Genomic DNA, 22,563 nt, shown 5'->3' with positions numbered 1-22,563 from the left:
TATATTTACTCAGGATTTAAATGCTCTTTCTCATAATTAAATAAAATCGTTTCAAGCCTTTCATCCCATGCACCTGTTAACGTATTATACACACGCATAAAGTGGCGGTTTTCCTTTTGATCCATAAGCGAAAAACATAGAACCGGAATATCATTAATTTGAATTGATTCGGTCGATATAACTTTTGTAATAAAAGTTGGGACCTCCTGTTCTGCCAATGGTTGTTCGCTTAACTGTCGCTGAATAAATTCAATCAGCATCGATTCTTCAATCGCTTCAATTTCCTCGTTTTCAATCGTCGGAAACGGTTCAGGAAACTCCTCTAAATCAGAGAACTCCTCTAGGTCCCCTTCCAGCAGCTGTTCATGAATCGGGCTATATTGTACAAAATGACTTGTTTGCTCAAGCTCCTCTTCAAAAATACCCGATTCAAGCTGCGCCATTCCTTTTGCCGTAAGTGTGAACACTTCATTTTCTTTTTCAATCATGCCCATTCGTAACATTTTATTCGTTAAATCATGGATAAATAACGGTTCAACTAATAAAATTTCCGCTAAAAGCTCGACATTATTCAGCTTCGCCTTCTGAAATGAAATTAGCATCATCTTCATTAAAATATCCATCGCATTCCTCATAACAGGATGATAGTGCACTTCCAACGTATGAATGGGAATGGCGTATTGCATCTGCTTTTGAATTTCGATGTTTGGATTTTCGTTAAGTTCTTTTTGTAATTGTCCGGTTATGCTGTTTAAATCCACTGTATACACCTTTCCTTACATTGCAAAATAGCCACTTTGCTCTTTTACTGTATTTAATACATGGGAATACATATCGCGTGTTTTCGCATGTTTTGGACGCTGTGTAAACATATCGGTACTGCCGATCATAATAAGCAGTTCACGTGCGCGGGATAATGCTACATTTAGACGGCGATAATCTTTGGCAAACCCAATTTCTCCGCGCTCATGGTCATGATTACGCACCATACTGACGATAATGACATCCATCTCCATCCCCTGGAACTTATCGACCGAGCCTGTGCGGATGTGTAGATGCGGTAAGCTTAGTTCCTGTTCGATGAGACGATTTATGCGTCTTACTTGCTCGGCATAAAACGAAATGACCCCAACAGATTTCTGAGCACCTTGCGGGATTAATCCTTCCGCTTTTGCTTTTTCAGTCGCTTCATTCATTTCCAGTAATTGCTGTTTAATCTGATCAAGCTCCGCTACATTGAATAAGCTTGACCCTTCTTTTACACGCTGTTCAAAATACGGCTTTTCATTCGGAATATCCAGCCACATTAAATGATTTTTCCGCGTAATTTTAGAAGTTTGCAGGAAGTGATCACGTACAGCATCCGAATCTTCCAAACCACATTGCAGGCTTTCCTGTTCATTTTCATAAAACGGTGTGATAGTTGACATAATATTTTTATGCATACGATATTGAAGAGCAAGCATAGTTTTATTTTGAGTTGGTAAGTTATTATAAAGGCGTTCGAATAAAGATTCTTCCAGTAATTTTTCAAGTTCACGTTTTTCCTCAAAAGTCGTACTTTCTTTTACAACTTGCTCCAATGTTTCTTCAAACGTTGCATCCCCTACAAGTGGCGGTAATTGATGATGATCTCCTACTAATATGATCTTTGAGCCCTTTAACATCGGTAAAAGTAGTTCAGGTGGCGTCGCCTTAGATACTTCATCAATAATGACAACATCAAAAGTTGGATAGTTGTCCATAAACTCTTTATTTGCCGACGCTACACATGTCGTGCCAATGACATTCGCATGCTTCACATATAATTTTCTGATTTCATCTAAATCGTGCGCATTCGCATTTTTCAGTAAGCCATACCACTCGTTTTGAAGCTCGGCTGTGACGGGCAGTAAATCGATTTTCACTTGTAATGTTGCAATTTGCGCTGTGAAATGCTCAATTTTTTCGTTTACAGCTACAATAGCTTGTTCTGGATTTAGCTTCGTTAATTGTTCAAGCTCTGTACGGCGTTTTTCGAGTTGCACGCCTTCACTGTTGATTTCTTTAAAGCGTGTAGTCATGTCTTCAACAGTGGCAGTGCCAAGTGCAATTTGTTCATCCAGTACCGCAAGTTCTTCTGCTTTTTTACTGTGCTGAAGCTCTAATCTTTCTCGATTTTGGCGCTGTGTTTCAAATTTCATTTGCTCTAGCTCGTTTGTAGCGAGCAAATCTTCAAGTTCATCCGTTGTATGGCTAACGACGATTGATGGATCTACATTTCCTTTTACGGAATCAATTTGAGTTTGAGTTGCAGCAGCTTCTTCCTGTAATTTTTGAAGGACCTGTGCTTTTTCGTCATTTTGCTCCTTGAACTGAAGCGTTATTTCTTCTTTTAGCTTTTCAAAAATAAGTACAGTTTCACGAATCGAATCCATATACTTATTGTTCAGCTGATCAATATATTGCATGCGCAAATGGATACCTTGGATAGAGCGTGTCCCGTTTTGTGCATTAACTTTTCGGTCGCGGAATGCCATGCTTAGTTTTGTTAAAAATTCCTGTACCTCTTCAAGTGAATAATGATGATTCATTTCCAATTGATCTGGCGTCACATGAATGCCCAGTGCTGTTTCACTGTAATTCAGTGCTTTTTCAAGCCGCTCTTTTACATCCTTTATAGGCTTATATTGCTCCATTTGGGGCTGGATACGCTCAAGAGCAGTAAGTAATCGATCCATTGCATAGTTGCGGCGAATATTATATTCAGTCATGAATGCTTCAATTTCATAAACTTTTTTCAAAGAGGCTATTTTGTCGACTATCTTTCCATATTCCGAAGTTTCATTCGCACGTTCGATTTTTAATTGAATCCCTTCATACTGTTGCTCATAACGATGAAGAAGCGACTTGTATTTACTTTGTGCAATTTGCTTTTCATAGTCTATTTTCGCTTCACTTAACTTTTGCTGCTGTTCTGTAAGCTGTACAACAGTCATTCCATCTGCTAATTGCTGTTCGAAGTTTGCGACTGTTTCAGCTGTTGTACTTTGCGCTGTTTGTAGTTTTTCGAGTTTACGTTCATTTTCCTCAAGTTCTTTCTTGCATAACGTCAACTCTTTTTTTAATGCACTAATTTTTTCCGCCAATACATGGAGTTCAGCTTTCGCCGCTTCTTTTTGCTGGATTTGCTTTTCAAGTTCTAGCTTTTGTTCATTTAGCGCTTGAATTTCCTTTTGTGCATGTTCAATTTCTTCATTTAAAAGCTGTTCTTTTTTTGTATGCAATGAAATTTCATGACCGATCGCGTTAAACGTTTGCTCCTGCCAATACGCTGCTACATTTTCTTCAATAAACTTTTTGCCTTCTTCTTCAATACTTTCTGTACGTCCATAACGAAGAATTCGAATATCCTTATTCGACAATAGACGACTTAACGCATTATCTACAGCTAAGTTTGATTGGGAGGCGACGAGAGTTTTTAATCCGGCTTTGGCGTTTTGGTAGCAAATTTCCGAAATTACCGTTGTTTTACCGGTACCGGGTGGGCCTTGAATGACATATAAATCTTCTGCACTCATTGCCCCTTCAACTGCCTGTTGCTGATAAATATTTAACTGATTATGAAAATCGATTGATAGAGGCTGTTTCCGCTCTGCAATCGTTGGTTTGTCTTCAAATAAAATTGTTTCCAAATTGGCATTGGCCGCTAATCCTTCTTTTAACCGCTCAAAACCTTTTAATAAGCGCTTAAGCTGTGATTTTGTCGCAGCATTAGAAAATTCAACATCCTCTGATAGAAAATTAAGTTCATTTCTGCGGGCCAAGTTACTGTAATAAGGTTTTAAAGCAATTTCAACTGTATTTTCATTTCGACGAACCTTTGCGACGTCTCCAATTTCCTGTACATAACCGCGTAGTCGGGCACTTAAGCCTTCAATCTGCTTCCAATGTTTATTATCCAGATTTGAAATACGTAATGTCATATGTGTAAAGTCAGCATCATATGTAACGGCTGAAAAACGGGCATGTATATCTTCAATATCTGCATTTTTATTTAAAACTTTTAAATAGCCTTCCCAGCTACTAATTCTTTTATTTACGTAGTCAAAGCGTTCCTGTGCTATTGGTAGCTCAGCAATGGCCTGTAAAAACGGCGCTTGGTATGTATGCCCACTAATACGTGAAGCGACAAAATGAATTTTCATCATTGCGCGGCGATTCGTTACGACTGGTGTACCTTTACCACGTGAACGGAAGCTTTTTGCAACGAGACCATTCTTTTGATCAAACACACAGTCCATAATGACAACACGATCATCAAACTTACTTTTCAGCTTTAAATTTTTTTCATTATCAAAATAAATCGTAATATGTGTTTGATCATCTTCCACAGAAACTTTTTCAATTGCGACGACAAAATATTGCTGTAAATTAAAAAAGGCGTGTTCATCAGGAACATGCTCCTTCATCGCTTCCCGCGCAGTATTTGTAAGTAAAATATGGCAGCGAGTTTGCACATTCGCTATTGTTTTTGATGACATGAACACACCTCCCTTATCATTTAATCATAACCTTTATTATATCAATATTGTGGGCGCACGTGCAAAAATATTATATAGCTGTATTTCGCCTTTACAGCATATTTTTAGTAAGAGCAATTGTATAAAGGGTGTCATGTGACCATTTGCTTAACTATTCTTACCAGTTATATTTTTATTTTAAATTTCATATTTATTAAAGGTTTAACCATATACTTAACGAATTTTATAATGGGAGAAATTTTACTAAGCCTGAGGGGGTGAATAATGATGTATGAATACAAATTTATTCAAATTGAATTAAAGCAAGGATTAATGAAGGCAACGGCAAAAGAGGATTACCGTGAAATTGTAAATGAAGAGGCAAAAAATGGCTGGAGACTCGTTCAAATTTTTGCACCAAGTGTTGTCGGTTACGGGTCTGCAGAGAACTTTGAGTTGATTTTTGAAAAAGAAATTAACAAAAATTAAGAATCTGATTTTAGCTATTATTAAAATAAGTATAACCCCTTTCATAAAATTAGGAAGGGGTTATACTGTTTAGAATTTATTTTTAATAAATAGCATTTTAATTAAAGTACTTCTTCACACTTTTGGTATTATTAATAACCTTTATCTTATCTTTATGTATCCCATATTTACTGAAAAAATTAACCTTACCAACTTCTTCAAAATAACGATTCCATTTAAACATTTTAAAGAAAATAGTTAATGTTGGTTTATAATTTGCTTGCTCTATTCGAAATTTTTGTTTTAAAAACCTCTTTATAATACGGTAAGTTCTTATTGAGTATTTTGTATTTAAAAATAAAATCAAATCTGCACTATGAAAACAACCGCTTACCCAGTCTTCATTGTGTATTCCTTCAATGATCCAACTGTCTAACTGTAATATACTATTTAAATATGCTTGTCTTTCTTGTTCCGTTCTTCTTATATCTCCAGACTCATGCCTGATCCATACTACATTATCTAATTCGTAATACGGTATATTGAACGTTGAAGATAGTTCCTTTGCTAAAGTTGTTTTACCACTTCCAACAGAGCCAATAATATGTATTCGTTTGCATATTGTCTCCCCCAACCACACCAACTCCGTTCCGGTTAATTATATAAACATTTCGATATTATAGCTGGATTGACCTCTTTAAATACCTGCCCAGTGCTTTCATTAATCTCTAGACATTACTTTAACTTTTCCTCAACTAAATCTGTCAGTCTTTCTTCCGCATAGAAAAATCCGAATTGTGATTTACCTTGTTCGATTTGTTTGCGGTGTTCTGCTAGTTTAGTCGATGCCAAAGCTTCATTTCCGGAAAGTTTCGCAATCATCCACTCACTACGCTTATAGCTAATCGGCTCAATTGGCGCCATCATCTTATGTAAGTCGTGCATTTCCTCTAATGCTGTATGCCTCTGCATCACTAAATCCAGTTGCTTTATATGTGTAATGAATTGCATTGTCATTTTATTTTTCTTTGTCACTGGGATTGATTTATATTCAGTTATGGATTGTGAAGCAGTTTCAAAATTATGCTTCAATAAATCATAGTAAAACAGCAAATAGCTAGTACTAATATTTTCCTCACTTGGTTGTACTGTTCTTGCTTGCTCTACTAAATTGCTTGACCATGATGTCGGGTGAACCGGTGTCATCATTTCTTTCATCAGTATAAGCGAGCTAACGAACTGATTCTGATCTTTACCCGATAGTAGTTCCAGTATTACACGTCCATCTGATTTCATTCCTCCGTTAAATGGAATAGCTGTCACTAGAAAAATAACTACATTCAATATTCCGAACAATAATATAATTTGCAAATTAAGAATATAGCCTAAAATAAGAGAACTGCTACCTACTATTAGCGAAATAATTGGTCCCCCTGCTGCAAACCAAAGATGTTGACGACGAATAATTTGTAAGTCATCTGTTTTTGGCAAACAACTTGCGACGCCACCGAAAAACGCCCAGCTTTTATTAGCGCTAATCTTATTACGTTCAATCGTAATAGGTCCGGCCGTTAAAAAGTTAAACTGATACCCTGCCGCCACTGCAAACAAGGCATGCCCTAGTTCATGGATAAAAAATGTCGCAATAGCGAGCAAACTAAATAACCAAATCGTCTGAAATGTTTCCGCGAAAGCTGTTAATTGAAAACCGAGCGCAACTAGTGTAAATAAAATTGTCACTCCTAATGGACTTTTAAAAAATTGCATGCTTCTTCCCCCATAATCTGCTATTGTCTCGCCCTAATTATATCCATATATAGTAAAACAGTATAATAGATACCTTTACCACCTGGAATTGAAAATTAAAGGAGCCTAACTGTTTGTACAGTTAAGCTCCTTTTAGTTCGTATAAAATAATTAAGTATTAACCCTTAATTTTCGCCACTTCTGCATATTTAGCATCCCACTCTGGGTCTACCTTTTTTAATGCTACTGGGCGGAAATTTTCCTTTTTCACTAAAATATGCTGAGACTTTGCCGTTACAGCAACAGTTCCGTCTTCATGTAAAATTTCATAGCCATATGTAGTACGCAGCTTCGTATGCTCCTCGATCCAAGTCCGTACTGTCGCAGTCTGTCCATAGCGCATTGCTGCCTTGTACTGAATCGAAAAGTCCATAACTGGCGATAAGTAGCCATCTTCCTCAAGCTTTGCATAATTAAACCCTAAATCCTTTAGAATTTGCGTACGCCCTATTTCGCACCATACAAGATAATTTGCATGATACACAACACCCATCTGATCGGTTTCAGCATAACGCACTTCTACTGTTGTTTCTGAAATAAACATTCTCTTCACCTCTAGAAGGTATTATAGCTTTAAAAATGGCGAATTGTAACAATAAATAACACAATCTAAATATTTATGTTCTAATGCCCCTAATCATTCCTCTTTCGTTGAATAGGATAACGAAGAAGGAGGTGACATTGATGGGATATCAAGGATACCAAGAAGGATACCAAGGTAATAACAACTACGGCTACGGATACGGTGGCGGTGGTGGTGGAAATAGTGGCGGCGGTACTGGTTCAACATTCGTCCTAATTGTTGTACTATTCATTCTTTTAGTTATTGTCGGCGCTTCTTTCGCCTATTAATAGCTTGTATAAATAAAAACCAACCATCTGTTGCTAACATTTAAAAGGGTCACTTCCCCCGAGTGCCCCTTTTAATAGTTGTTAACCTAGACCATTCATTTGATCCAAAGCCGTTTTGAAAGGTTGATTTTCTCCAGCTTCCTTAAATTCTCTAAATGGATTACCGAGTATAAGAATGCGTTCCATGACATGAATAGTGGTAAACTTTTTCGGCTTCAAATGTTCGTTGACCTCATCCCAGTATAAAGGCGCGGCTACCAATCCATTTGCGTTGCCCCGCGTAGAATAGGGCGCTACAATTGTCTTCCCTTCCCGATGCTGGACGTAATCTAAATACAATCTATTTTCTCTGTTTTTTTTGAGTCGCTCTACTGTAAACCATTTAGGATACTGTTGTTCTAAAAATTTACATACAAATTCAGTAAAAATACCGGTTTCTTTATATGTAAAAGTGTTGAAAGGCAGCGGAATATAGACTTGCATTCCTTTCCCACCTGAGATTTTAATAAATGATTGCAGACTAAAATGATCCAGTATTGCTTTAAGTTTTAATGCAGCATTCACCGCTAAATGAAATTCCTCCACGGATGGTGGGTCCAAATCAAAAACGATTTCGGTAGGTTTATCCGTATGAATCGTCTGAAATGGAATGTGAAATTCTATAGCTAATTGGTTTCCTAGCCATAAAAGCGTTTCGATATTATTGCAAATAACACAATTCGTTTCTTCAGCAATATGTGTTGTTACATAGTCCGGTATATTTTCTAGGTAGTTTTTCTGATAAAAACTTTCCCCTGGTAAGCCATGAGGGTAACGGATAACTGTTAATAACCGATCCTTTAAAAAAGGCATCATAAACGGTGCGACCTTTTGAAGATAAAGTAAATAATCATCTTTAATAATCGCATTTACCGGAAAGACCGGTTTATCTGGATGTGTTACAACTACATTTTCAGGTATTGGATTTAATTGACGTTGCATATTGTTCCAGCTGCATTCGTCGGGATTTATAGTATGCTGGAAAGAATGAAATCTTGGTTCCCTTAATTTACTGCCATCAAAATCGATACAGGCAATTGAAACACATATGGAAGGAGGGATTTCCGAAACTTCATTACCTAGTGAAGTGCCATATGTCTTAAAAAAAGTCGTTAGTGTTTTATTTTCCTCTTCTTTTAGACCGTGTTTAAATGAGACAATTTCCAGTAGATTATCCTCTTTATAAATTGCACCTGCAAAAAAGCCATTGGATTTATCGAATTTTGTTAAGATAACATCTACATATTTCCAGTTTTTAATTTTTAGCCAGCTTGTTGATCTTGTTCCTTCAACCCATTTACTTGTTTTTTTCTTGGCAATAACCCCTTCCCCATTATGCGTTTTCACCCTTTCCCAAATTAAATCACTATCTTCAACAGCATCAATTGCCTGCAGTCGCCTCTCATCAATGTAACTTACAGTTGTAGGGTGATTTATCGAATCAAAAAACTTTGTCAACATTTGCTTTCTAGTAGTCAACTGGCTATTTAATTTTGGCTTCCCCTTATATTGCAATATATCAAAAGCAATATAGTGACAAGGAAAAGTATCGGCATTGGAATTAATAGTTTGGGGATTATTCATTCTTCCCCGCTTTTGTACAATAGAAAATTCACTTTGAAAATCATTTTTAAGGTAAACCACTTCCCCGTCCAATATTAGGGGTAAATGTGGGGCTATCTTGTCGTAGATACTCTCACAGTACTTTATAATTTCCGGGAATTTTTCATTAAGTATATTATCGTTTCTTGATTTCAAAACTGGATAATGTATGTCTTTATCCCATGATAGAATGCAACGGTAACCATCATACTTCGATTCATATAACCAATCACCGACTGGTATTTCATTTGAATCAGTTAATAACATTGGTTTCAAATTTCCAACCAACTTTCGTTTTTCTACTATCTTTAGTTTTTTTCACTAAGACAATACATAAAAATTAATCTTTAGCTCCATAGTAAGGAAAAATGAGGTGAAATATGCATGCATACTGTCTGGAAAGGAAGTATTAGCTTTGGATTAGTCAATATTCCAGTGAAACTTCATGCGGCTACTGAAAATAAGGATATTAAACTAAGGCAACTTCATAAAGAATGTAATACGCCAATAAGCTATAAAAAAGTATGTGAAGGCTGTGAGAAAGAAGTAACTGAGGAAGATATCGTAAAGGCTTATGAGTACTCCAAAAATAAATTTGTCATACTGGATGCCGAAGAATTGGAAAATTTACGTAAAGAAAATGATGATAAAGCAGTTGAAATTATAGATTTTGTAAAGTTAGAAGAAATTGACCCCATTTATTTTGAAAAAACGTATTTTCTCTCCCCCGATGCAACTGGGTCAAAAGCTTACGCATTACTAAGAAGGACATTAGAAGAATCCGGTAAGATCGGTGTTGCAAAAATCATCATACGTTCCAAAGAACAATTAGCGGTGGTCCGGGTTTACAAGGATGCTTTAGTTATGGAGACAATCCATTTCCCTGATGAGGTGAGAAGTATCGGCGATGTACCAAATATACCGGATGTGGATACTGTTGTTCAAAAAGAGCTCGATACTGCGCTCATGTTAGTAGAACAATTGACAACCGTGTTTGACCCTTCAAAATATACAGATGAATACCGTACGGCGCTAATGCAATTAATTGAAGATAAAAAGGCTGGAAGTACCGTATCAGTCAATGAAAAACGACCACTTCCTGATAATGTGACAGATTTAATGTCTGCCCTTCAAGCATCACTCGAAAAAACGAAAAAACCAGCACCAAGAAAGCGCACAACCCGAACGAAGAAAAACGCTTAAAATTAAAAGAGCAAATGCGCAATTATGCGTGTTTGCTCTTTTTAGTATCTTTTTTTGAAAAGCTGACGATTATAGCAACGTTTCAATAGCCTTTTCAATATCTATAAACGAACTATCCGGCTCAAATCTTTGAATGACACGTCCATTACGGTCTACGAGAAATTTCGTGAAATTCCAACGTATATTGCGGCCGATTAAATAGTCAGGGTAATTTGTCTGAATCCTGTCATACAAATGTTTTTGCTGCATTGTATCGCGGACAAATTCAGGACAATCGACTTCATGCTTTAAATAGTTGAATAAAGGATGAGTCTTGTTGCCATTAACATCTATTTTATCGAATACTTGGTAAGTCACCCCGAACTGCGTTTTACATTGCAGTGCAGATGTTGCGCCATCTTCGGGGTTTTGCTCACCGAATTGATTGCATGGAAATGAAAGAACGTTAAAACCTTTATTGCCGTATCGTTCAAATAATTTTTGTAAATCCTCATATTGATATGTAAAACCACAATTACTAGCCGTATTGACAATTAACATCACTTGATTTCGATACGTTTCCATCGATAAAATCTCACCGTTCGTTTTTCTTGCCAAATAATTATAAATACTCATTTAGATCCCCCTAATTTAAATTTCGGTAAATATTTTATCCTACTAATATATAGTACAAAACATCTATTAGAAAGTAAAAAATTAAGAGAGATTATCAGAAATATATTTTTTCTATTTAAGAAATTGATTCTCAAATTTTGATATTATATTATTATATTTCCAATTAGGAGGATACTATGATTAAATTAGCTTCGATTGAACAGGCAACTGTGACAGCACAACTTGCTTTACAACTTTGGCCAGATAATGATTTACAGGAATTCATTCAAAACATGGAAGAAGCGATTGAGAATCCTAACAGTGCTATCTTTTTGGGTTTTAGTGAGGAGGAAGTGATTGGGTTTGCTCAATGTCAGCTTCGATACGACTATGTAGAAGGAACAGATTCAAGTCCTGTTGGATATTTGGAAGGTTTATACGTAGTTGAACATTACCGTGAGCAAGGCTTTGCAAAAGGTCTGGTTCAAGCATGTGAACAATGGTCAAAAGATAAAGGCTGCACGGAGTTTGCGAGTGATTGTGAACTGTCCAATACAGCAAGCCTCCATGTACATTTAAAATTAGGCTTTACCGAAGCAAACCGCATAATATGCTTTACGAAAAAGCTTTAAATATGAAAAAATTTTATTATGTGTAAGTTTCTTGTGCTTAATATTTACGGTAATAGGTTGCAGTGAACAGGAAGAGGCTAAAACAGGTGAATTTCTTATAGGGAATTTTGGATTCGAACTTATATCAAAAGAAACTTATCATCTCGTTGTTCCATTTGAATGGACAGGCGAATCATCAGTAACAATAGATTCGATTGAGTTAATAAAAAGGACTGTATTAAATGATATTGTAGAAAATGGCGTAATTCAACCTACATTTGATGCTTTATATAGTTAGTATGAGACAAAGACAATGCAGAATTAATATCTACAAGAAAAAGAGAAATGAAAAAATGCACCCCTTATTGGGATACCGTCTGGAGAAAGGGAATGTTATGAATAGAAAATTCGGTGTTTTTTTATTTGTTTTCTTTTGTTATTTATTATGGCTATACTTCTCTATATATGAATCTTCAATTGATAACTGGTGGTCAGTAATGGAGATAAAAGATGCAACAACTGATGATATTCAAATAAGTGTCTCATTAGTAAAGGTCTTTGTTGGTACGGTTATATTTACTCTTAGTGGCTTTATTTTCTATTTATTGTTGAGAAAGAGAAGTTAGTTCAATAAGGATTTATAAAGAATACAAAACAAACTTAATAAACGTTCTGAAAGTTTGAGAACACGTCAAAAAGCCATAAACACTGATAATTTAACGTTTATGGCTTTTTGCTGGAACATTATGTATATGTTGTTTTATGCACGCTTTCATAAAGTCAGTTCCAGCAATAGTTTAGCCAACTTTAACTGAGAGCTGTGTTGGGAGTGGTATTGCATAAAATCGGGTATATTTCTTATCGTTGTAAATCCGTATGAATCTAATGGTACTCTTTTAGACAGTTCCCTTATTCTTAATGGGTAGCTTTCGCTTCAACCGCACCAATTAGTCTCGTAATCCGTACCATTGTTTATAGCCTTTGAATAAACTCGATTAAAATCGGGTTTAACTTCTCGGCATTACGCATCGGGAAATCATGACCTGCTTTTGAAATAGTCGCTGCATTACAATGCTCATTTTCCCCTAGCAATTTAAGGGAATCTTTTATGTCTTTGCTTTCACGCTCACCACAAATCGCAAGCATCGGTACTGAAACTTTATAAAAGTGAGGTAGATTGATAATATTTAACGTTTCAGTGAAAAACGCTCTGTAATTCTCTTCGGTAATTTTTTGGGCATACTCCCCCATATCATTCGCCTGCTCCTTCGAATAATTCCAATACTTCCCCTGCATTTTTACAATCCAATTTGATCGCAGCAGCCTCACAGTTATAGGAGCAAATTTACAATACATTTGAATTGTCTTTTCATTCGGCGATATATTCGCGCTAAGAAACACAGCAAATGAAAACAGCTCTGGATTGCCACTTACTAATTTGACCGCAAGCTGAGCGCCAATAGAATGACCAATAATACCAACATTCGGCTTCTTAAGTGCCCTTATCAATTCTACAATTTCCAGCGATAATTTTTCGGGTTCGTAAAGTATTTCAACTGACTTTCCTGCGCCATATAAATGAGGTAAAACGATATGATACTCTTTCAATAAATTATATTGCTGTGCAAATGTATGTACTGCCATTGCCCCATGTAAAAGTATGATTGTCGGACGATTAGGATCCCCGTATTGTTCGTAGTAAATCAAATTTACACCCCCTAGCTATTTAGAGATAATACTCATCATACCAAAAATTGGCTTATCAAGTTTAGATAAGCCAATTCTGTAATGAGCTATTATTTTGATAATGCGATTTTAATATGAGCTAAATGGTGCTCTTCATGCCATGCCAGTTTCGCTACCTTAGTCGCTACAGAAATTTCACCATTTGTTTCGTGCGTGAATACACGTCCTAATTGCTCTTCTGTTAAATGATGCGCTAAAGCTACAATACGCTCATTAATCCCCTCCAGCATTTTAAGAGAGCTTTCAACAGGAATTTCGGTATCCGGCTGAACTGCCCACTTTTCTTCATCAAAAGCCGGTACCGTAGGATTATCGTCTGTTAAAGCAAGTTTTAAACGTTGATACATATTCAACTGTGAGTCTGCAATATGGTGGACAAGCTGGCGGACTGTCCAGGCGCCTTCACGGTATGTTTTGTTTAATTCTTCGGTGCTTAATCCAGCCACCGTTTCATTTATACGAGTTGAATACGTTTCTATTTGTTTTGCCCACTCCTGAATATTATCTAATGTCACATTTTCAGGAACTGCTAATTTACCAATTGGAAATTGTACATCCATTTTTGAAGCACCACCTTTTTTTCAGTACAATCATTGTTAATTATTAATTTTAGTATCCTCGATTAGCATCGTTCCATGCTCTTTCAAATTCGTATGGAAAGAAAATGCCTTTTCTAGAATATGTGGTGTTTGACCGCCAACTTTCTCTTTCGCCTCTTCAAAGTAGGCACGTAATTGCGCTTGATAATTAGGATGCGCAATTTCAATTAGCTTTTCGGCTCTCTTTACTGGTGGGAGTCCGCGAAGATCCGCGTATCCTTGCTCCGTAACAATTACATCTACATCATGCTCTGTATGGTCAATATGCGACACGAATGGAACGATTGTTGAAATGGCACCATTTTTCGCTAAAGAAGACGTTACAAAGATTGTAATTCGGGCATTACGGGCAAAGTCACCCGATCCACCAATACCGTTCATGATTTTTGTACCATTTACATGTGTTGAATTGACATTTCCATAAATGTCGACTTCAAGCGCTGTATTAAATGAAATAACACCTAAACGGCGAATAACTTCCGGATTGTTTGAGATTTCCTGTGGTCTAAACATAATTTTATCTTTATACTTTTCCAAATCTTCTGCAAGTTGATCAACACGTTTTTTCGATAATGAGAAGGCAGTACCTGCTGCAAATTTCACGATACCTGCATCGATTAAATCGAATACGCCATCTTGCAGAACTTCCGAGAATACTTCTATATCTTTAAACTGAGATTTTTGCATGCCATTCAAAACAGCATTTGCAACAGATCCAACTCCAGATTGTAATGGAGCTAATGATTCTGGTAATTTCCCTGCTTCCACTTCACTGGCAAGGAAATCCAATAAATGATCTGCAATTTTCTGTGTTTCTTCATTTGGCTCAAATAACGGAGAAGGAACATCCGGCTGTTCTGATAAAACGATCCCTTTTACCTTGGCTGGATCTACTTTTATCCCGATCTCACCAATACGATCTGCAACACCGTATACCGGTATTTCTTTACGTTCACCTTGTGCCTTCTGAACATAAATGTCATGAAGTCCTTCATAAGCTTTTGGCGCCGTTGTATTGATTTCGATGATAACGTTTTCAGCCTTTTCTACAAAAATAGGCGAATTACCTACAGATCCAGTTGGGATAATCAGCCCATCTTCCGTAATAGCTGCTGCTTCGATAATAGCATAATCGATTTTCCCTAACGATCCTTTTCTCACTTCTTCTGCTGTATGTGATAAATGCTGATCAATATAGAATATTTCTCCTGCATTGATTTTCCCGCGCATAACGGCATTTCCTTGATAAGGAACACGTAAGCTAACGATATCCGCCTCTGCCATCGATTGATCTGCAGTTGGACCTAAAGATGCGCCAGTATATAAATTGACTTTGAAATTTTCTTTCTCACCACGTCTAGATAGTGCAAGTGGAAATTCTTTTGGCTCCCCGAAAAGTGTAAAGCCACTCATTCCAAGGTTCATACCGTCCTCAATCCAAGAAGCGGCTTCTTCTGCCGAAACAACTTTACTTAAAAACGCTTCATTTCTGATGAATTGACTTAAATCTTTTTCCATTAACAATCACCCCAAAATAGTTTTTTAATTCGTTGTTACGATGAATCATAAGAAATTCTTATTGCCAATTAAAAAATCCAAGACACTATATTTTTTAATTGCCTTATCTATATTGTAATGAGAGCATTCCCGTTCGTCTATTACATCATACCTATCATAATGATAGAAATAATCTATTATCCTAGTAAAGGGATTCATATAAAAAATCGGATTAAGGAATTGTTGAATCCCTTTAATCCGATCGTTTAACGATATAAAGCATACTTAATTTACTCTTGCACATTATATCGAAATCATAATATATATTTATGAATAATTTAGCGTGTGCTATTTTTTATATCTGGTACTTACAAAGGCTAAAGACTATGCAATTTTAAGCAACGAAATGAACTCTGACTTTAATGTTTTGCATGATCAATTGCCTGATGAAGCAGGTTGATAATATGATCATCGTCGCTTGAATAATACAATGTCGTTCCTTCCCGGCGAAACTTTACTAAGCGCAGATTTTTCAAAAAACGCAATTGATGGGAAACAGCGGATTGATTTAAATCCAGCGTTTCCGCTATATCATTTACTGAATGTTCCTCACAGCATAGCATATTTAAAATACGTATCCGCGTAGGGTCACTTAATGCTTTAAATGTTTGCGATACGACAAATAAAGTTTCGTCATCCAGTTCGTGTTGTGTTCTCTTTTCTATCGACATAATATTAACACTCATTTCTTATTAAATTAAAAGTATTAATGATGATGGTGGTGGTGATGTGCATTCGTATCCTGCTTGACTGTGCAATAAATGGAACTGTCATGTTTATGTGTATTAGTTTCAACTTGTATTGTCACATGGTGAATATTTTGATGAAGTAAGTCGTGTTCTATTTTATCGAGAAGCTGCTCGCTTTCTTTTATCGTTAAATTTTCATTCACTACTACATGGCACGACATGGCATTTAACCCACTAGTAATTGTCCATATATGCAAATCATGAATCGCTTTAATTTCACTATGCTGTTCAATCGTATGAATGATATCCTCCACATTTATATCTGAAGGTGTTCCTTCCATTAAAATATGCAAAGAAGCTTTCGTTAAGTGGTAACCGCTACGAATAACAAGTGCCGCTACAAATATGCTGGCTAATGGATCTGCCCAACCCCAATCAAAAATCAAAATAAGTAAAGCTGCCACAATGGCACCGATTGAACCAATCATGTCGCTAATTACATGTAAATAGGCTCCACGCATATTTAAATTCTCTTTCGTATCTGCACCGCGTAGCATAATCCATGCCACTAGTATATTTACCGCTAACCCAATACTACTAATGATTAGCATCCCTATTGATGCGACTTCCGGTGGATTCATGAACCTTTGGATTGCTTCATAGAAAATAAACAATGCAATAACGATTAAAGTTAATCCATTTAAAGTAGCGGCCAATATTTCAATACGTTTATAGCCGAATGTTTTACTGCCATTAGCGACCCTTTCAGCCAAAATGATGGCCAACAATGCAATACCAAGCGATACGGCGTCACTTAACATATGACCTGCATCTGAAAGAAGAGCAAGACTATTTGTCAAGAAACCTCCAATCGCTTCGACAATCATAAAGCTTGTAATGATTAAAAAGGAAATGAACAATACTTTCTTGTTCGTGCTATGAGAATGATGATGATGGTGATCGTGATCCCCCATTTAAAACCCCTCCACAATTAATTTTATATATATGAACATATACTCATATATAACTTATTATTTATTGGCAGAATTGTCAATTACATTCGCCTAAAAATTCATAAGCCCCTTACTTCTGAAAAAGAGTGAGGGGCTTATATTTTAGGTATTTATCATTTTTTATGTTCATTTGCCGAAATATAAAGTTTCCGATAATCAATTCGTCCATGGCTATCAAACACCACATGATCAAAGTTAGAATTATCCCGAACATAATAGTAATGCTTACGGTGTTTTAAAAATTTCAGATGGTATGACGTTTGCAGAAATTGCTCAAGTTCCTCAAATTGAAGCAATGGATTATGTGACGTTTTCGCTTCTTCAAATATATTGAATGCCTTACTACAATCCTGTGCATTCATTGTAGCAATTAAGTTTTTTCCGTATGTAGTGTAATAATTATAAAAGGATAGATTTAGATTCCTTAAAATAGCCATACCACCAACAAATAGGTCCATCTTATTAAATCGTTCTGCTGTTGGCTGTTGAAAATTAATACATTCGAGTTTCGCTTCAATATTATGCTCTGCTAAAATCTCCTGAAGCTTTTCTGCCTGTGGAAGATGGTTCACCCCTTCACGAATTTGCTGATACCCAATAATAATCGGCTCTTTCAAGTCGGGTTTTATTAGCTGTGGGGTTTCTACTTGTACTTTATTTGATGAAGTCAGCCAGCCGTACGCAGGTTGCTCGTAATACGGATTTAATACAAATTGCTCAGGTAAGATGTTATGCCATATATAGGCTCTTGCCTCTACACTTGAGAAGGCTTCACGGTTACTATTAAAAAATAAATATGTTGCACCTTCCTCCTGCTGTTCAATGACACGATAAGGTTCGTCCTCAATCGGCATATGGGAAATAGGACTTGCGACATCGCTTTCCGTTATAAACAGCTCCACTCGGTCAATCCAAGGACGTTCTTTAAAATAAGAATGAAACGCCTCCAAAATAATTTTGTCATTTGAAAGCTGCTTAAGCTGAAAGGGTCCACAGCCGATTTCTGGATTGAGGGATTTGGTTAGCATGACTAATCTCGGACTAGCAAAAAAGGTTGGCAGTAAGGAAAATGGCTTTTTCAGCTGTACAAGAAGTTCGTATTTACTAAGGACATTCATTTGTTCAATTTCATAAATTTCTTTGTAACGCTCACTAATATAGGCAATCGAAGCTACGACCTCCTCCGCCGTCAGTATTGTACCATCATGAAACTTGACGCCTTTCTTTAATACGAAAGACCATGTGCGATAATCCTGTGTATCATAGGCAAATACTAAATTATTAAATATATTGCCATTTTCATCAATCCCAAAAAGTGTTTCATGAATTTGCTCCATCATATGGGAATCATGTCTTGAAATTGATTCTAAAGGATCTAGAAAAAGTTCAACTTCATACATTTGCTGAACAAATATATGCTCATCTTCAATGGATTGCAGACCTAATTTTGAATTTAACCACGCCTGAATATTTAAATTTTGGGTCATGTCATAACGTTTTATAATTTCCAATGCGACTTCATAATTCCCGATTTCCCAAAGCTGAGATATCCATTCTAGTAAAATGGTATCTGAATTTCTCAGCATCGTAATAAACGGCTTCTTTCCCCGACCACGCGCGGTTTCCCATCGGATTTTCTGATTTTTCTCAAGCTGATGTACTATCGTTTTGGCGTAGCGTGTAGAACAATTTAAAAGCTCGGCTATTTCCGCAATAGACGTTTCCATACGTTGATCTTTCATAAAAAATTTGCTTAACGTAAACTCGTATTCCATAATTCCTCCTTAAAAGGTGAACAAGTCTATTTTTCCAATCACTTTTTGTTCCAGTTATTTTATTCTAAACTTCTTTAAGTGGAGGTGCTATATGAATTTACTTAAAAATCCAAATTTCCAGAAGCTGTATGTAATTTCATTATTAGTGAATATTTCAATGACAACATTTTCCTTTATATTACCGCTTATCTTGTATGAATATACAAAATCAGCCATTGCTATGAGTACAATGCGCTTAATGGATTTCTTACCTAATGTGCTATTAGGAATGTTCATTGGGGTGCTTGTAGACCGTATGAATCGTCGCCTAACTATGCTTTGGGGAAATGTCATCCGTACACTATTTGCATTTACTTTAACAGTAGTGCTAACGACAACCGAGTTTTCACTTTGGTCTGTATATGTGCTCGGTTTTGTTATTTCTTCGCTCGGCTATATGATCGGCAGCGCGACAAATGCGATTATGCCGCAGCTGTTTGAGCGTTCGCAAATGACAGAGATTCAAACAAGATTGTCGTTACAAAGTACCCTAATTTCCATTATCGGACCTGGACTATTAGGTATGCTTCTGCTTTGGAGTTCAAATGCTGTATTTTTATGGCTTTTTGTAGGTTGTAATCTGCTCATTGTTTTCGTAACAGCCCTACTACAGAAGGTACCTAATCCAAAACGGTCTTCTCAATCACTTTGGCAGGATTTAAAAGAAGGCTATGATGAGCTGATCAGAAATAAGTCGCTGTTTATACAAACATGGACAATTTTCTTTTCAAATTTCGCCTCAAGCCTAATTATCGGTGTGCTAACGTTTTATGCGCTAGATACGCTGCAGTTTACTAAAGAGGAGCTTGGCTTCATGCTAACACTATCAGCTTTTGGTGGCATATTGGGAGCAAAAATAATTAGACCGCTTCGTAATAAATATCGAAGAGGACAAATTTATACATATTCAATGGCAGTGGAAGTTCTTATTTTAATTACTTTTATGTTTGCACAAACTTGGTGGCTATTAGGGATTTTATTAGCCTTGCGTACAGCAATTTCAACGATGACAAATATTGTCTACCTTGCACTACGTCAAGAAACAACGCCCAATCATCTATTAGGTCGTGTTGCTGGTACAACTTCGATGATTATGAAACTCGCTTTACCTTTTGGCCTACTTGTTGGAGGTTACTGGGCAGATCACTTTGCCATTCCGCCGATATTTCTTATAAGTGCAATCATTATTTCCATTAATGTTTTCATTCTATTTAAAACGAAATTTACGAAAACGGTTTGAGCTGACGTTTTAAGGATGGGAGTAAGGGTGTATTCACTTCATAAAAAAAGCTTCCTAATTAAATATCGGGTTCGGTTGATGGGAAGAATAATATTAAAAACAATGTAAATGACACGCTAATTATATAAATGGCGATTAAAAATGCTCAGATTATTTCTGTGCGTTTTTTGATGAAATATTTAAATCTAATTGAGGTTACTTCGAAAAATGCGGATTTACAAACCATAAGGATATGCATGATTTTATACAAGAAAACCAATGACGCAACATTCCCCAAAATACGCTCAAACCGTTGTCCGCATTGAGTTTTAGTAAAAGTGTATAAAACAACGCATAAACAATGTACCAATAGAGTAAGCAGAAACGTTGATTTAATAACATTTCTGCCCTTTTCGCTTCTTGCCAAACTTGCATTTGGGAACGTTATTAGGTTAATTTTTATATGCTTTATAAATCCTTAATGAACTAAGGTGTCTTAACTTATTATCCTTTATGTTTTTTCTCCATATATTCTAAGTATTCCTTTGATTGTCCTTTTGGAATACTAAGGTTTTTCCAATCTTTATCCTTTACTTGTTTTCCAATGTAAACAACTTGTCCTATATGATAAGAATAATGAACCATTTGTCTTTCTATTGCATCAATTACTAGATGCTTTTCACTACGGATATAAATATTTTTTAATAAATCCTGCTCTTCCAAATTAGTTAATGCCTCAAAAAGTATCTGCCAACCTTTTTCCCAAATTCCAAACAATTCTTCCTTTGATACTCTAGACTCTTCGAATTCTTGATCTCGATTCCTATAAGATTTTTCTCCATCTGAAGTTAAAAAATCAGACCATCTAGACACCATATTTCCACTTAAATGTTTTACAATAACAGCAACATTATTAGATTCATCATTTAATTTCCAATGAATCTCGTCTTCTGATAATAGATTTATTGTCTTATCTCCAAGATTTTTGACACTTTTAAACCGTTCTAAGACAACTTTTAAATATTCCTTTCCCAAATTCATTAGTAGTACCCCCCCTTTAATTAGTTGTAATGTGTTGCTTAATTACTAAATAAACTTCATACAATTAGGTTCGATTAATAAAAGGAAAACCCTTCTTTAATTAAATGATATGGACCGATTGTTGAATAACGAAAATGCACGTAAAGCATTGTTTGGGAATTTATCGTTCACGAGCAGCCAAAATACCCCCTATTCAATTGAATAGGAGGTATTGGTTCCCAAATGTGAATGTTTATTAGGTTTACTTTGTATACTTTATAAATCACTGTTGCGTTTAGTTAAAGGTAATATTTCTTATTGAGATAAATGTTTGTAGTCTAATATTTCAATTTCGAAACCGTGATTACATTTCTGCTTATTAATCTTCTCACTATCACAGGACGGGGATATTCTTACCTTAACCAAATCTTCTTTAACATTCCCGTTAGGCTTTTTTGAAGGAATCTCAATTCTTACAGTAACATCATAGGAATGATTCTCGTTGTAAGTAATACCAACAATCCTTTTCCATTGCCAAATAAGACGATTATCTCCTCCATACTCTTTGATAACTCTTTTATCAATAGTTGGGAAGATAATGTCAGAAATAATATCCTCCGTTGTGACATACATTTCTTCTGCTTTTGGTATTGTTTCTGATTTTGCTACTTGCATAGAAGTAAGAACAATTAATATAAATCCTAATAAGACTAAGTAATGCTTAACCATCAACACTCACCCCAGGTTTACGTTTACTCCTTATTCTTCGTATCTTGTTAATTTTTATTCAATAAACCTACCTCGGTAGTTGAATAAAAAAACGCACCCAAAGCGACGTTTGGTAACATTAAGTGATTAACTTTTTAAATCCCATAAAAAGTAATTTTAATATTGAGGAATCTGATTTTATATTACCTCTCGAATCTTCATCTTCTAAAACGCTATAACAAAAAAATAAACGCAAAAAAAGGCATCCTAATTAAAGGATACCTCTTTTGTATGGTTACATCATTAAAATTAAAGTTTTACGATGTTTGTAGCTTGTGGGCCACGTTGACCGTCTTCAATACCGAATTCAACTTTTTGACCTTCGTCTAAAGATTTGAATCCGTCGCCTTGGATTGCTGAGAAGTGAGCGAATACGTCGTTTCCGCCTTCAACTTCGATAAATCCAAAACCTTTTTCTGCGTTAAACCATTTTACTGTACCTTGTGTCATTTAAATGACCT

23 protein-coding genes are annotated in these 22,563 nt (G+C 36.0%); 7 read left to right on the top strand and 16 right to left on the bottom strand.

The genetic code is table 11. The features are described from left to right. Nucleotides 1–5 precede the first annotated feature (5 nt). Together SNE38_RS12545 and SNE38_RS12540 are read right to left on the bottom strand one after the other, a co-directional pair. Nucleotides 6–761, bottom strand: a complete 756-nt coding sequence (locus SNE38_RS12545) for a nucleoside-diphosphate sugar epimerase (RefSeq protein ID WP_336046605.1) — start codon at nucleotides 759–761, stop codon at nucleotides 6–8. Nucleotides 762–776: 15 nt separating this feature from the next. Then, complete coding sequence (locus SNE38_RS12540) at nucleotides 777–4,523, bottom strand: AAA domain-containing protein (RefSeq protein WP_336046604.1); 3,747 nt, start codon at nucleotides 4,521–4,523, stop codon at nucleotides 777–779. A 267-nt stretch (nucleotides 4,524–4,790) separates the two neighbouring features. Between SNE38_RS12540 and SNE38_RS12535 the strand changes: the two genes are divergently transcribed. After that, nucleotides 4,791–4,991 carry a DUF4177 domain-containing protein gene (locus SNE38_RS12535; RefSeq protein WP_191703513.1) on the top strand — a complete coding sequence of 67 codons (201 nt, stop codon included), beginning with the start codon at nucleotides 4,791–4,793 and terminating at the stop codon, nucleotides 4,989–4,991. Between the two features lie 97 nt (nucleotides 4,992–5,088). Here SNE38_RS12535 and SNE38_RS12530 read toward each other — a convergent pair whose 3' ends face one another. The 3 genes from SNE38_RS12530 to SNE38_RS12520 form a co-directional block, all read right to left on the bottom strand. Then, nucleotides 5,089–5,604, bottom strand: coding sequence for a P-loop NTPase family protein (locus SNE38_RS12530; RefSeq protein WP_336046603.1), 516 nt, complete (start codon nucleotides 5,602–5,604; stop codon nucleotides 5,089–5,091). A gap of 101 nt (nucleotides 5,605–5,705) precedes the next feature. Beyond that, on the bottom strand, nucleotides 5,706–6,737 hold the full coding sequence (locus SNE38_RS12525) for a site-2 protease family protein (RefSeq protein WP_336046602.1): 1,032 nt from the start codon (nucleotides 6,735–6,737) through the stop codon (nucleotides 5,706–5,708). 157 nt (nucleotides 6,738–6,894) lie between these two features. After that, entirely contained in the window at nucleotides 6,895–7,320 is a 426-nt protein-coding gene (locus tag SNE38_RS12520) for an acyl-CoA thioesterase (RefSeq protein ID WP_336046601.1), read from the bottom strand. Nucleotides 7,321–7,460: 140 nt separating this feature from the next. Here SNE38_RS12520 and SNE38_RS12515 point away from each other — a divergent pair, with 140 nt between their 5' ends. Continuing rightward, nucleotides 7,461–7,628, top strand: a complete 168-nt coding sequence (locus SNE38_RS12515) for a YjcZ family sporulation protein (protein ID WP_336046600.1) — start codon at nucleotides 7,461–7,463, stop codon at nucleotides 7,626–7,628. Nucleotides 7,629–7,709: 81 nt separating this feature from the next. Here the strand turns inward: SNE38_RS12515 and SNE38_RS12510 are convergent, their stop codons facing one another. Continuing rightward, the gene (locus SNE38_RS12510) at nucleotides 7,710–9,536 is read right to left on the bottom strand and encodes a DNA ligase D (RefSeq protein WP_336046645.1); all 1,827 of its coding nucleotides are present in this window, start codon (nucleotides 9,534–9,536) and stop codon (nucleotides 7,710–7,712) included. A gap of 117 nt (nucleotides 9,537–9,653) precedes the next feature. Here SNE38_RS12510 and ku point away from each other — a divergent pair, with 117 nt between their 5' ends. Further along, nucleotides 9,654–10,472, top strand: coding sequence for a non-homologous end joining protein Ku (ku, locus tag SNE38_RS12505; RefSeq protein WP_336046599.1), 819 nt, complete (start codon nucleotides 9,654–9,656; stop codon nucleotides 10,470–10,472). A gap of 69 nt (nucleotides 10,473–10,541) precedes the next feature. Here the strand turns inward: ku and SNE38_RS12500 are convergent, their stop codons facing one another. Continuing rightward, nucleotides 10,542–11,087 carry a glutathione peroxidase gene (locus SNE38_RS12500; RefSeq protein WP_336046598.1) on the bottom strand — a complete coding sequence of 182 codons (546 nt, stop codon included), beginning with the start codon at nucleotides 11,085–11,087 and terminating at the stop codon, nucleotides 10,542–10,544. Between the two features lie 176 nt (nucleotides 11,088–11,263). Between SNE38_RS12500 and aac(6') the strand changes: the two genes are divergently transcribed. The 3 genes from aac(6') (at nucleotide 11,264) to SNE38_RS12485 (ending at nucleotide 12,303) form a co-directional block, all read left to right on the top strand. Continuing rightward, nucleotides 11,264–11,698: an aminoglycoside 6'-N-acetyltransferase gene (gene aac(6') / locus SNE38_RS12495; protein ID WP_191703423.1), complete on the top strand. Its 435-nt coding sequence runs from the start codon at nucleotides 11,264–11,266 to the stop codon at nucleotides 11,696–11,698. A 31-nt stretch (nucleotides 11,699–11,729) separates the two neighbouring features. After that, nucleotides 11,730–11,975, top strand: coding sequence for a hypothetical protein (locus tag SNE38_RS12490; protein WP_191703424.1), 246 nt, complete (start codon nucleotides 11,730–11,732; stop codon nucleotides 11,973–11,975). A 67-nt stretch (nucleotides 11,976–12,042) separates the two neighbouring features. Beyond that, nucleotides 12,043–12,303 carry a hypothetical protein gene (locus tag SNE38_RS12485; protein ID WP_336046597.1) on the top strand — a complete coding sequence of 87 codons (261 nt, stop codon included), beginning with the start codon at nucleotides 12,043–12,045 and terminating at the stop codon, nucleotides 12,301–12,303. 346 nt (nucleotides 12,304–12,649) lie between these two features. Here the strand turns inward: SNE38_RS12485 and SNE38_RS12480 are convergent, their stop codons facing one another. From SNE38_RS12480 to SNE38_RS12455, 6 genes are all read right to left on the bottom strand, one after another. Beyond that, nucleotides 12,650–13,384, bottom strand: a complete 735-nt coding sequence (locus SNE38_RS12480) for an alpha/beta fold hydrolase (RefSeq protein ID WP_191703425.1) — start codon at nucleotides 13,382–13,384, stop codon at nucleotides 12,650–12,652. A gap of 89 nt (nucleotides 13,385–13,473) precedes the next feature. Further along, nucleotides 13,474–13,983, bottom strand: coding sequence for a YfiT family bacillithiol transferase (locus tag SNE38_RS12475; RefSeq protein ID WP_191703426.1), 510 nt, complete (start codon nucleotides 13,981–13,983; stop codon nucleotides 13,474–13,476). Nucleotides 13,984–14,019: 36 nt separating this feature from the next. Next, entirely contained in the window at nucleotides 14,020–15,540 is a 1,521-nt protein-coding gene (locus SNE38_RS12470) for a succinate CoA transferase (RefSeq protein ID WP_191703427.1), read from the bottom strand. 398 nt (nucleotides 15,541–15,938) lie between these two features. Then, complete coding sequence (locus SNE38_RS12465) at nucleotides 15,939–16,250, bottom strand: ArsR/SmtB family transcription factor (RefSeq protein ID WP_191703428.1); 312 nt, start codon at nucleotides 16,248–16,250, stop codon at nucleotides 15,939–15,941. 35 nt (nucleotides 16,251–16,285) lie between these two features. Beyond that, nucleotides 16,286–17,242 carry a cation diffusion facilitator family transporter gene (locus tag SNE38_RS12460; protein ID WP_191703429.1) on the bottom strand — a complete coding sequence of 319 codons (957 nt, stop codon included), beginning with the start codon at nucleotides 17,240–17,242 and terminating at the stop codon, nucleotides 16,286–16,288. A gap of 152 nt (nucleotides 17,243–17,394) precedes the next feature. Continuing rightward, nucleotides 17,395–19,023: an ABC transporter substrate-binding protein gene (locus SNE38_RS12455; protein ID WP_336046596.1), complete on the bottom strand. Its 1,629-nt coding sequence runs from the start codon at nucleotides 19,021–19,023 to the stop codon at nucleotides 17,395–17,397. A gap of 124 nt (nucleotides 19,024–19,147) precedes the next feature. On the opposite strand from SNE38_RS12455, the gene SNE38_RS12450 reads away from it, so the two are divergent. Continuing rightward, nucleotides 19,148–20,335, top strand: coding sequence for an MFS transporter (locus SNE38_RS12450; RefSeq protein WP_191703431.1), 1,188 nt, complete (start codon nucleotides 19,148–19,150; stop codon nucleotides 20,333–20,335). Between the two features lie 483 nt (nucleotides 20,336–20,818). Here SNE38_RS12450 and SNE38_RS12445 read toward each other — a convergent pair whose 3' ends face one another. The 3 genes from SNE38_RS12445 to SNE38_RS12435 form a co-directional block, all read right to left on the bottom strand. Then, nucleotides 20,819–21,355, bottom strand: coding sequence for a DUF1572 family protein (locus tag SNE38_RS12445; protein WP_191703432.1), 537 nt, complete (start codon nucleotides 21,353–21,355; stop codon nucleotides 20,819–20,821). A 294-nt stretch (nucleotides 21,356–21,649) separates the two neighbouring features. Continuing rightward, the gene (locus SNE38_RS12440; RefSeq protein ID WP_191703433.1) at nucleotides 21,650–22,063 is read right to left on the bottom strand and encodes a hypothetical protein; all 414 of its coding nucleotides are present in this window, start codon (nucleotides 22,061–22,063) and stop codon (nucleotides 21,650–21,652) included. 288 nt (nucleotides 22,064–22,351) lie between these two features. Beyond that, nucleotides 22,352–22,552: a cold-shock protein gene (locus SNE38_RS12435; protein WP_191703434.1), complete on the bottom strand. Its 201-nt coding sequence runs from the start codon at nucleotides 22,550–22,552 to the stop codon at nucleotides 22,352–22,354. Nucleotides 22,553–22,563 lie beyond the last annotated feature (11 nt).

Origin of the sequence: Solibacillus ferritrahens (genome assembly GCF_037027585.1) — a bacterium.
GTDB classification, from domain to species: domain Bacteria; phylum Bacillota; class Bacilli; order Bacillales_A; family Planococcaceae; genus Solibacillus; species Solibacillus ferritrahens.
The sequence above is the reverse complement of the archived record's forward strand: the minus strand, read 5'-3'. Positions and strand labels throughout refer to the sequence as shown.

Bases quoted from the DNA above. Each gene is read 5' to 3' on its own strand.
- SNE38_RS12540 (WP_336046604.1), bottom strand. From the start codon at position 4,523: ATGTCATCAAAAACAATAGCGAATGTGCAAACTCGCTGCCATATTTTA.
- SNE38_RS12535 (WP_191703513.1), top strand. From the start codon at position 4,791: ATGTATGAATACAAATTTATTCAAATTGAATTAAAGCAAGGATTAATG.
- SNE38_RS12525 (WP_336046602.1), bottom strand. From the start codon at position 6,737: ATGCAATTTTTTAAAAGTCCATTAGGAGTGACAATTTTATTTACACTA.
- SNE38_RS12520 (WP_336046601.1), bottom strand. From the start codon at position 7,320: ATGTTTATTTCAGAAACAACAGTAGAAGTGCGTTATGCTGAAACCGAT.
- SNE38_RS12515 (WP_336046600.1), top strand. From the start codon at position 7,461: ATGGGATATCAAGGATACCAAGAAGGATACCAAGGTAATAACAACTAC.
- SNE38_RS12510 (WP_336046645.1), bottom strand. From the start codon at position 9,536: ATGTTATTAACTGATTCAAATGAAATACCAGTCGGTGATTGGTTATAT.
- ku (WP_336046599.1), top strand. From the start codon at position 9,654: ATGCATACTGTCTGGAAAGGAAGTATTAGCTTTGGATTAGTCAATATT.
- SNE38_RS12500 (WP_336046598.1), bottom strand. From the start codon at position 11,087: ATGAGTATTTATAATTATTTGGCAAGAAAAACGAACGGTGAGATTTTA.
- SNE38_RS12475 (WP_191703426.1), bottom strand. From the start codon at position 13,983: ATGGATGTACAATTTCCAATTGGTAAATTAGCAGTTCCTGAAAATGTG.
- SNE38_RS12470 (WP_191703427.1), bottom strand. From the start codon at position 15,540: ATGGAAAAAGATTTAAGTCAATTCATCAGAAATGAAGCGTTTTTAAGT.
- SNE38_RS12465 (WP_191703428.1), bottom strand. From the start codon at position 16,250: ATGTCGATAGAAAAGAGAACACAACACGAACTGGATGACGAAACTTTA.
- SNE38_RS12460 (WP_191703429.1), bottom strand. From the start codon at position 17,242: ATGGGGGATCACGATCACCATCATCATCATTCTCATAGCACGAACAAG.
- SNE38_RS12455 (WP_336046596.1), bottom strand. From the start codon at position 19,023: ATGAAAGATCAACGTATGGAAACGTCTATTGCGGAAATAGCCGAGCTT.
- SNE38_RS12450 (WP_191703431.1), top strand. From the start codon at position 19,148: ATGAATTTACTTAAAAATCCAAATTTCCAGAAGCTGTATGTAATTTCA.
- SNE38_RS12445 (WP_191703432.1), bottom strand. From the start codon at position 21,355: ATGAATTTGGGAAAGGAATATTTAAAAGTTGTCTTAGAACGGTTTAAA.
- SNE38_RS12440 (WP_191703433.1), bottom strand. From the start codon at position 22,063: ATGGTTAAGCATTACTTAGTCTTATTAGGATTTATATTAATTGTTCTT.
- SNE38_RS12435 (WP_191703434.1), bottom strand. From the start codon at position 22,552: ATGACACAAGGTACAGTAAAATGGTTTAACGCAGAAAAAGGTTTTGGA.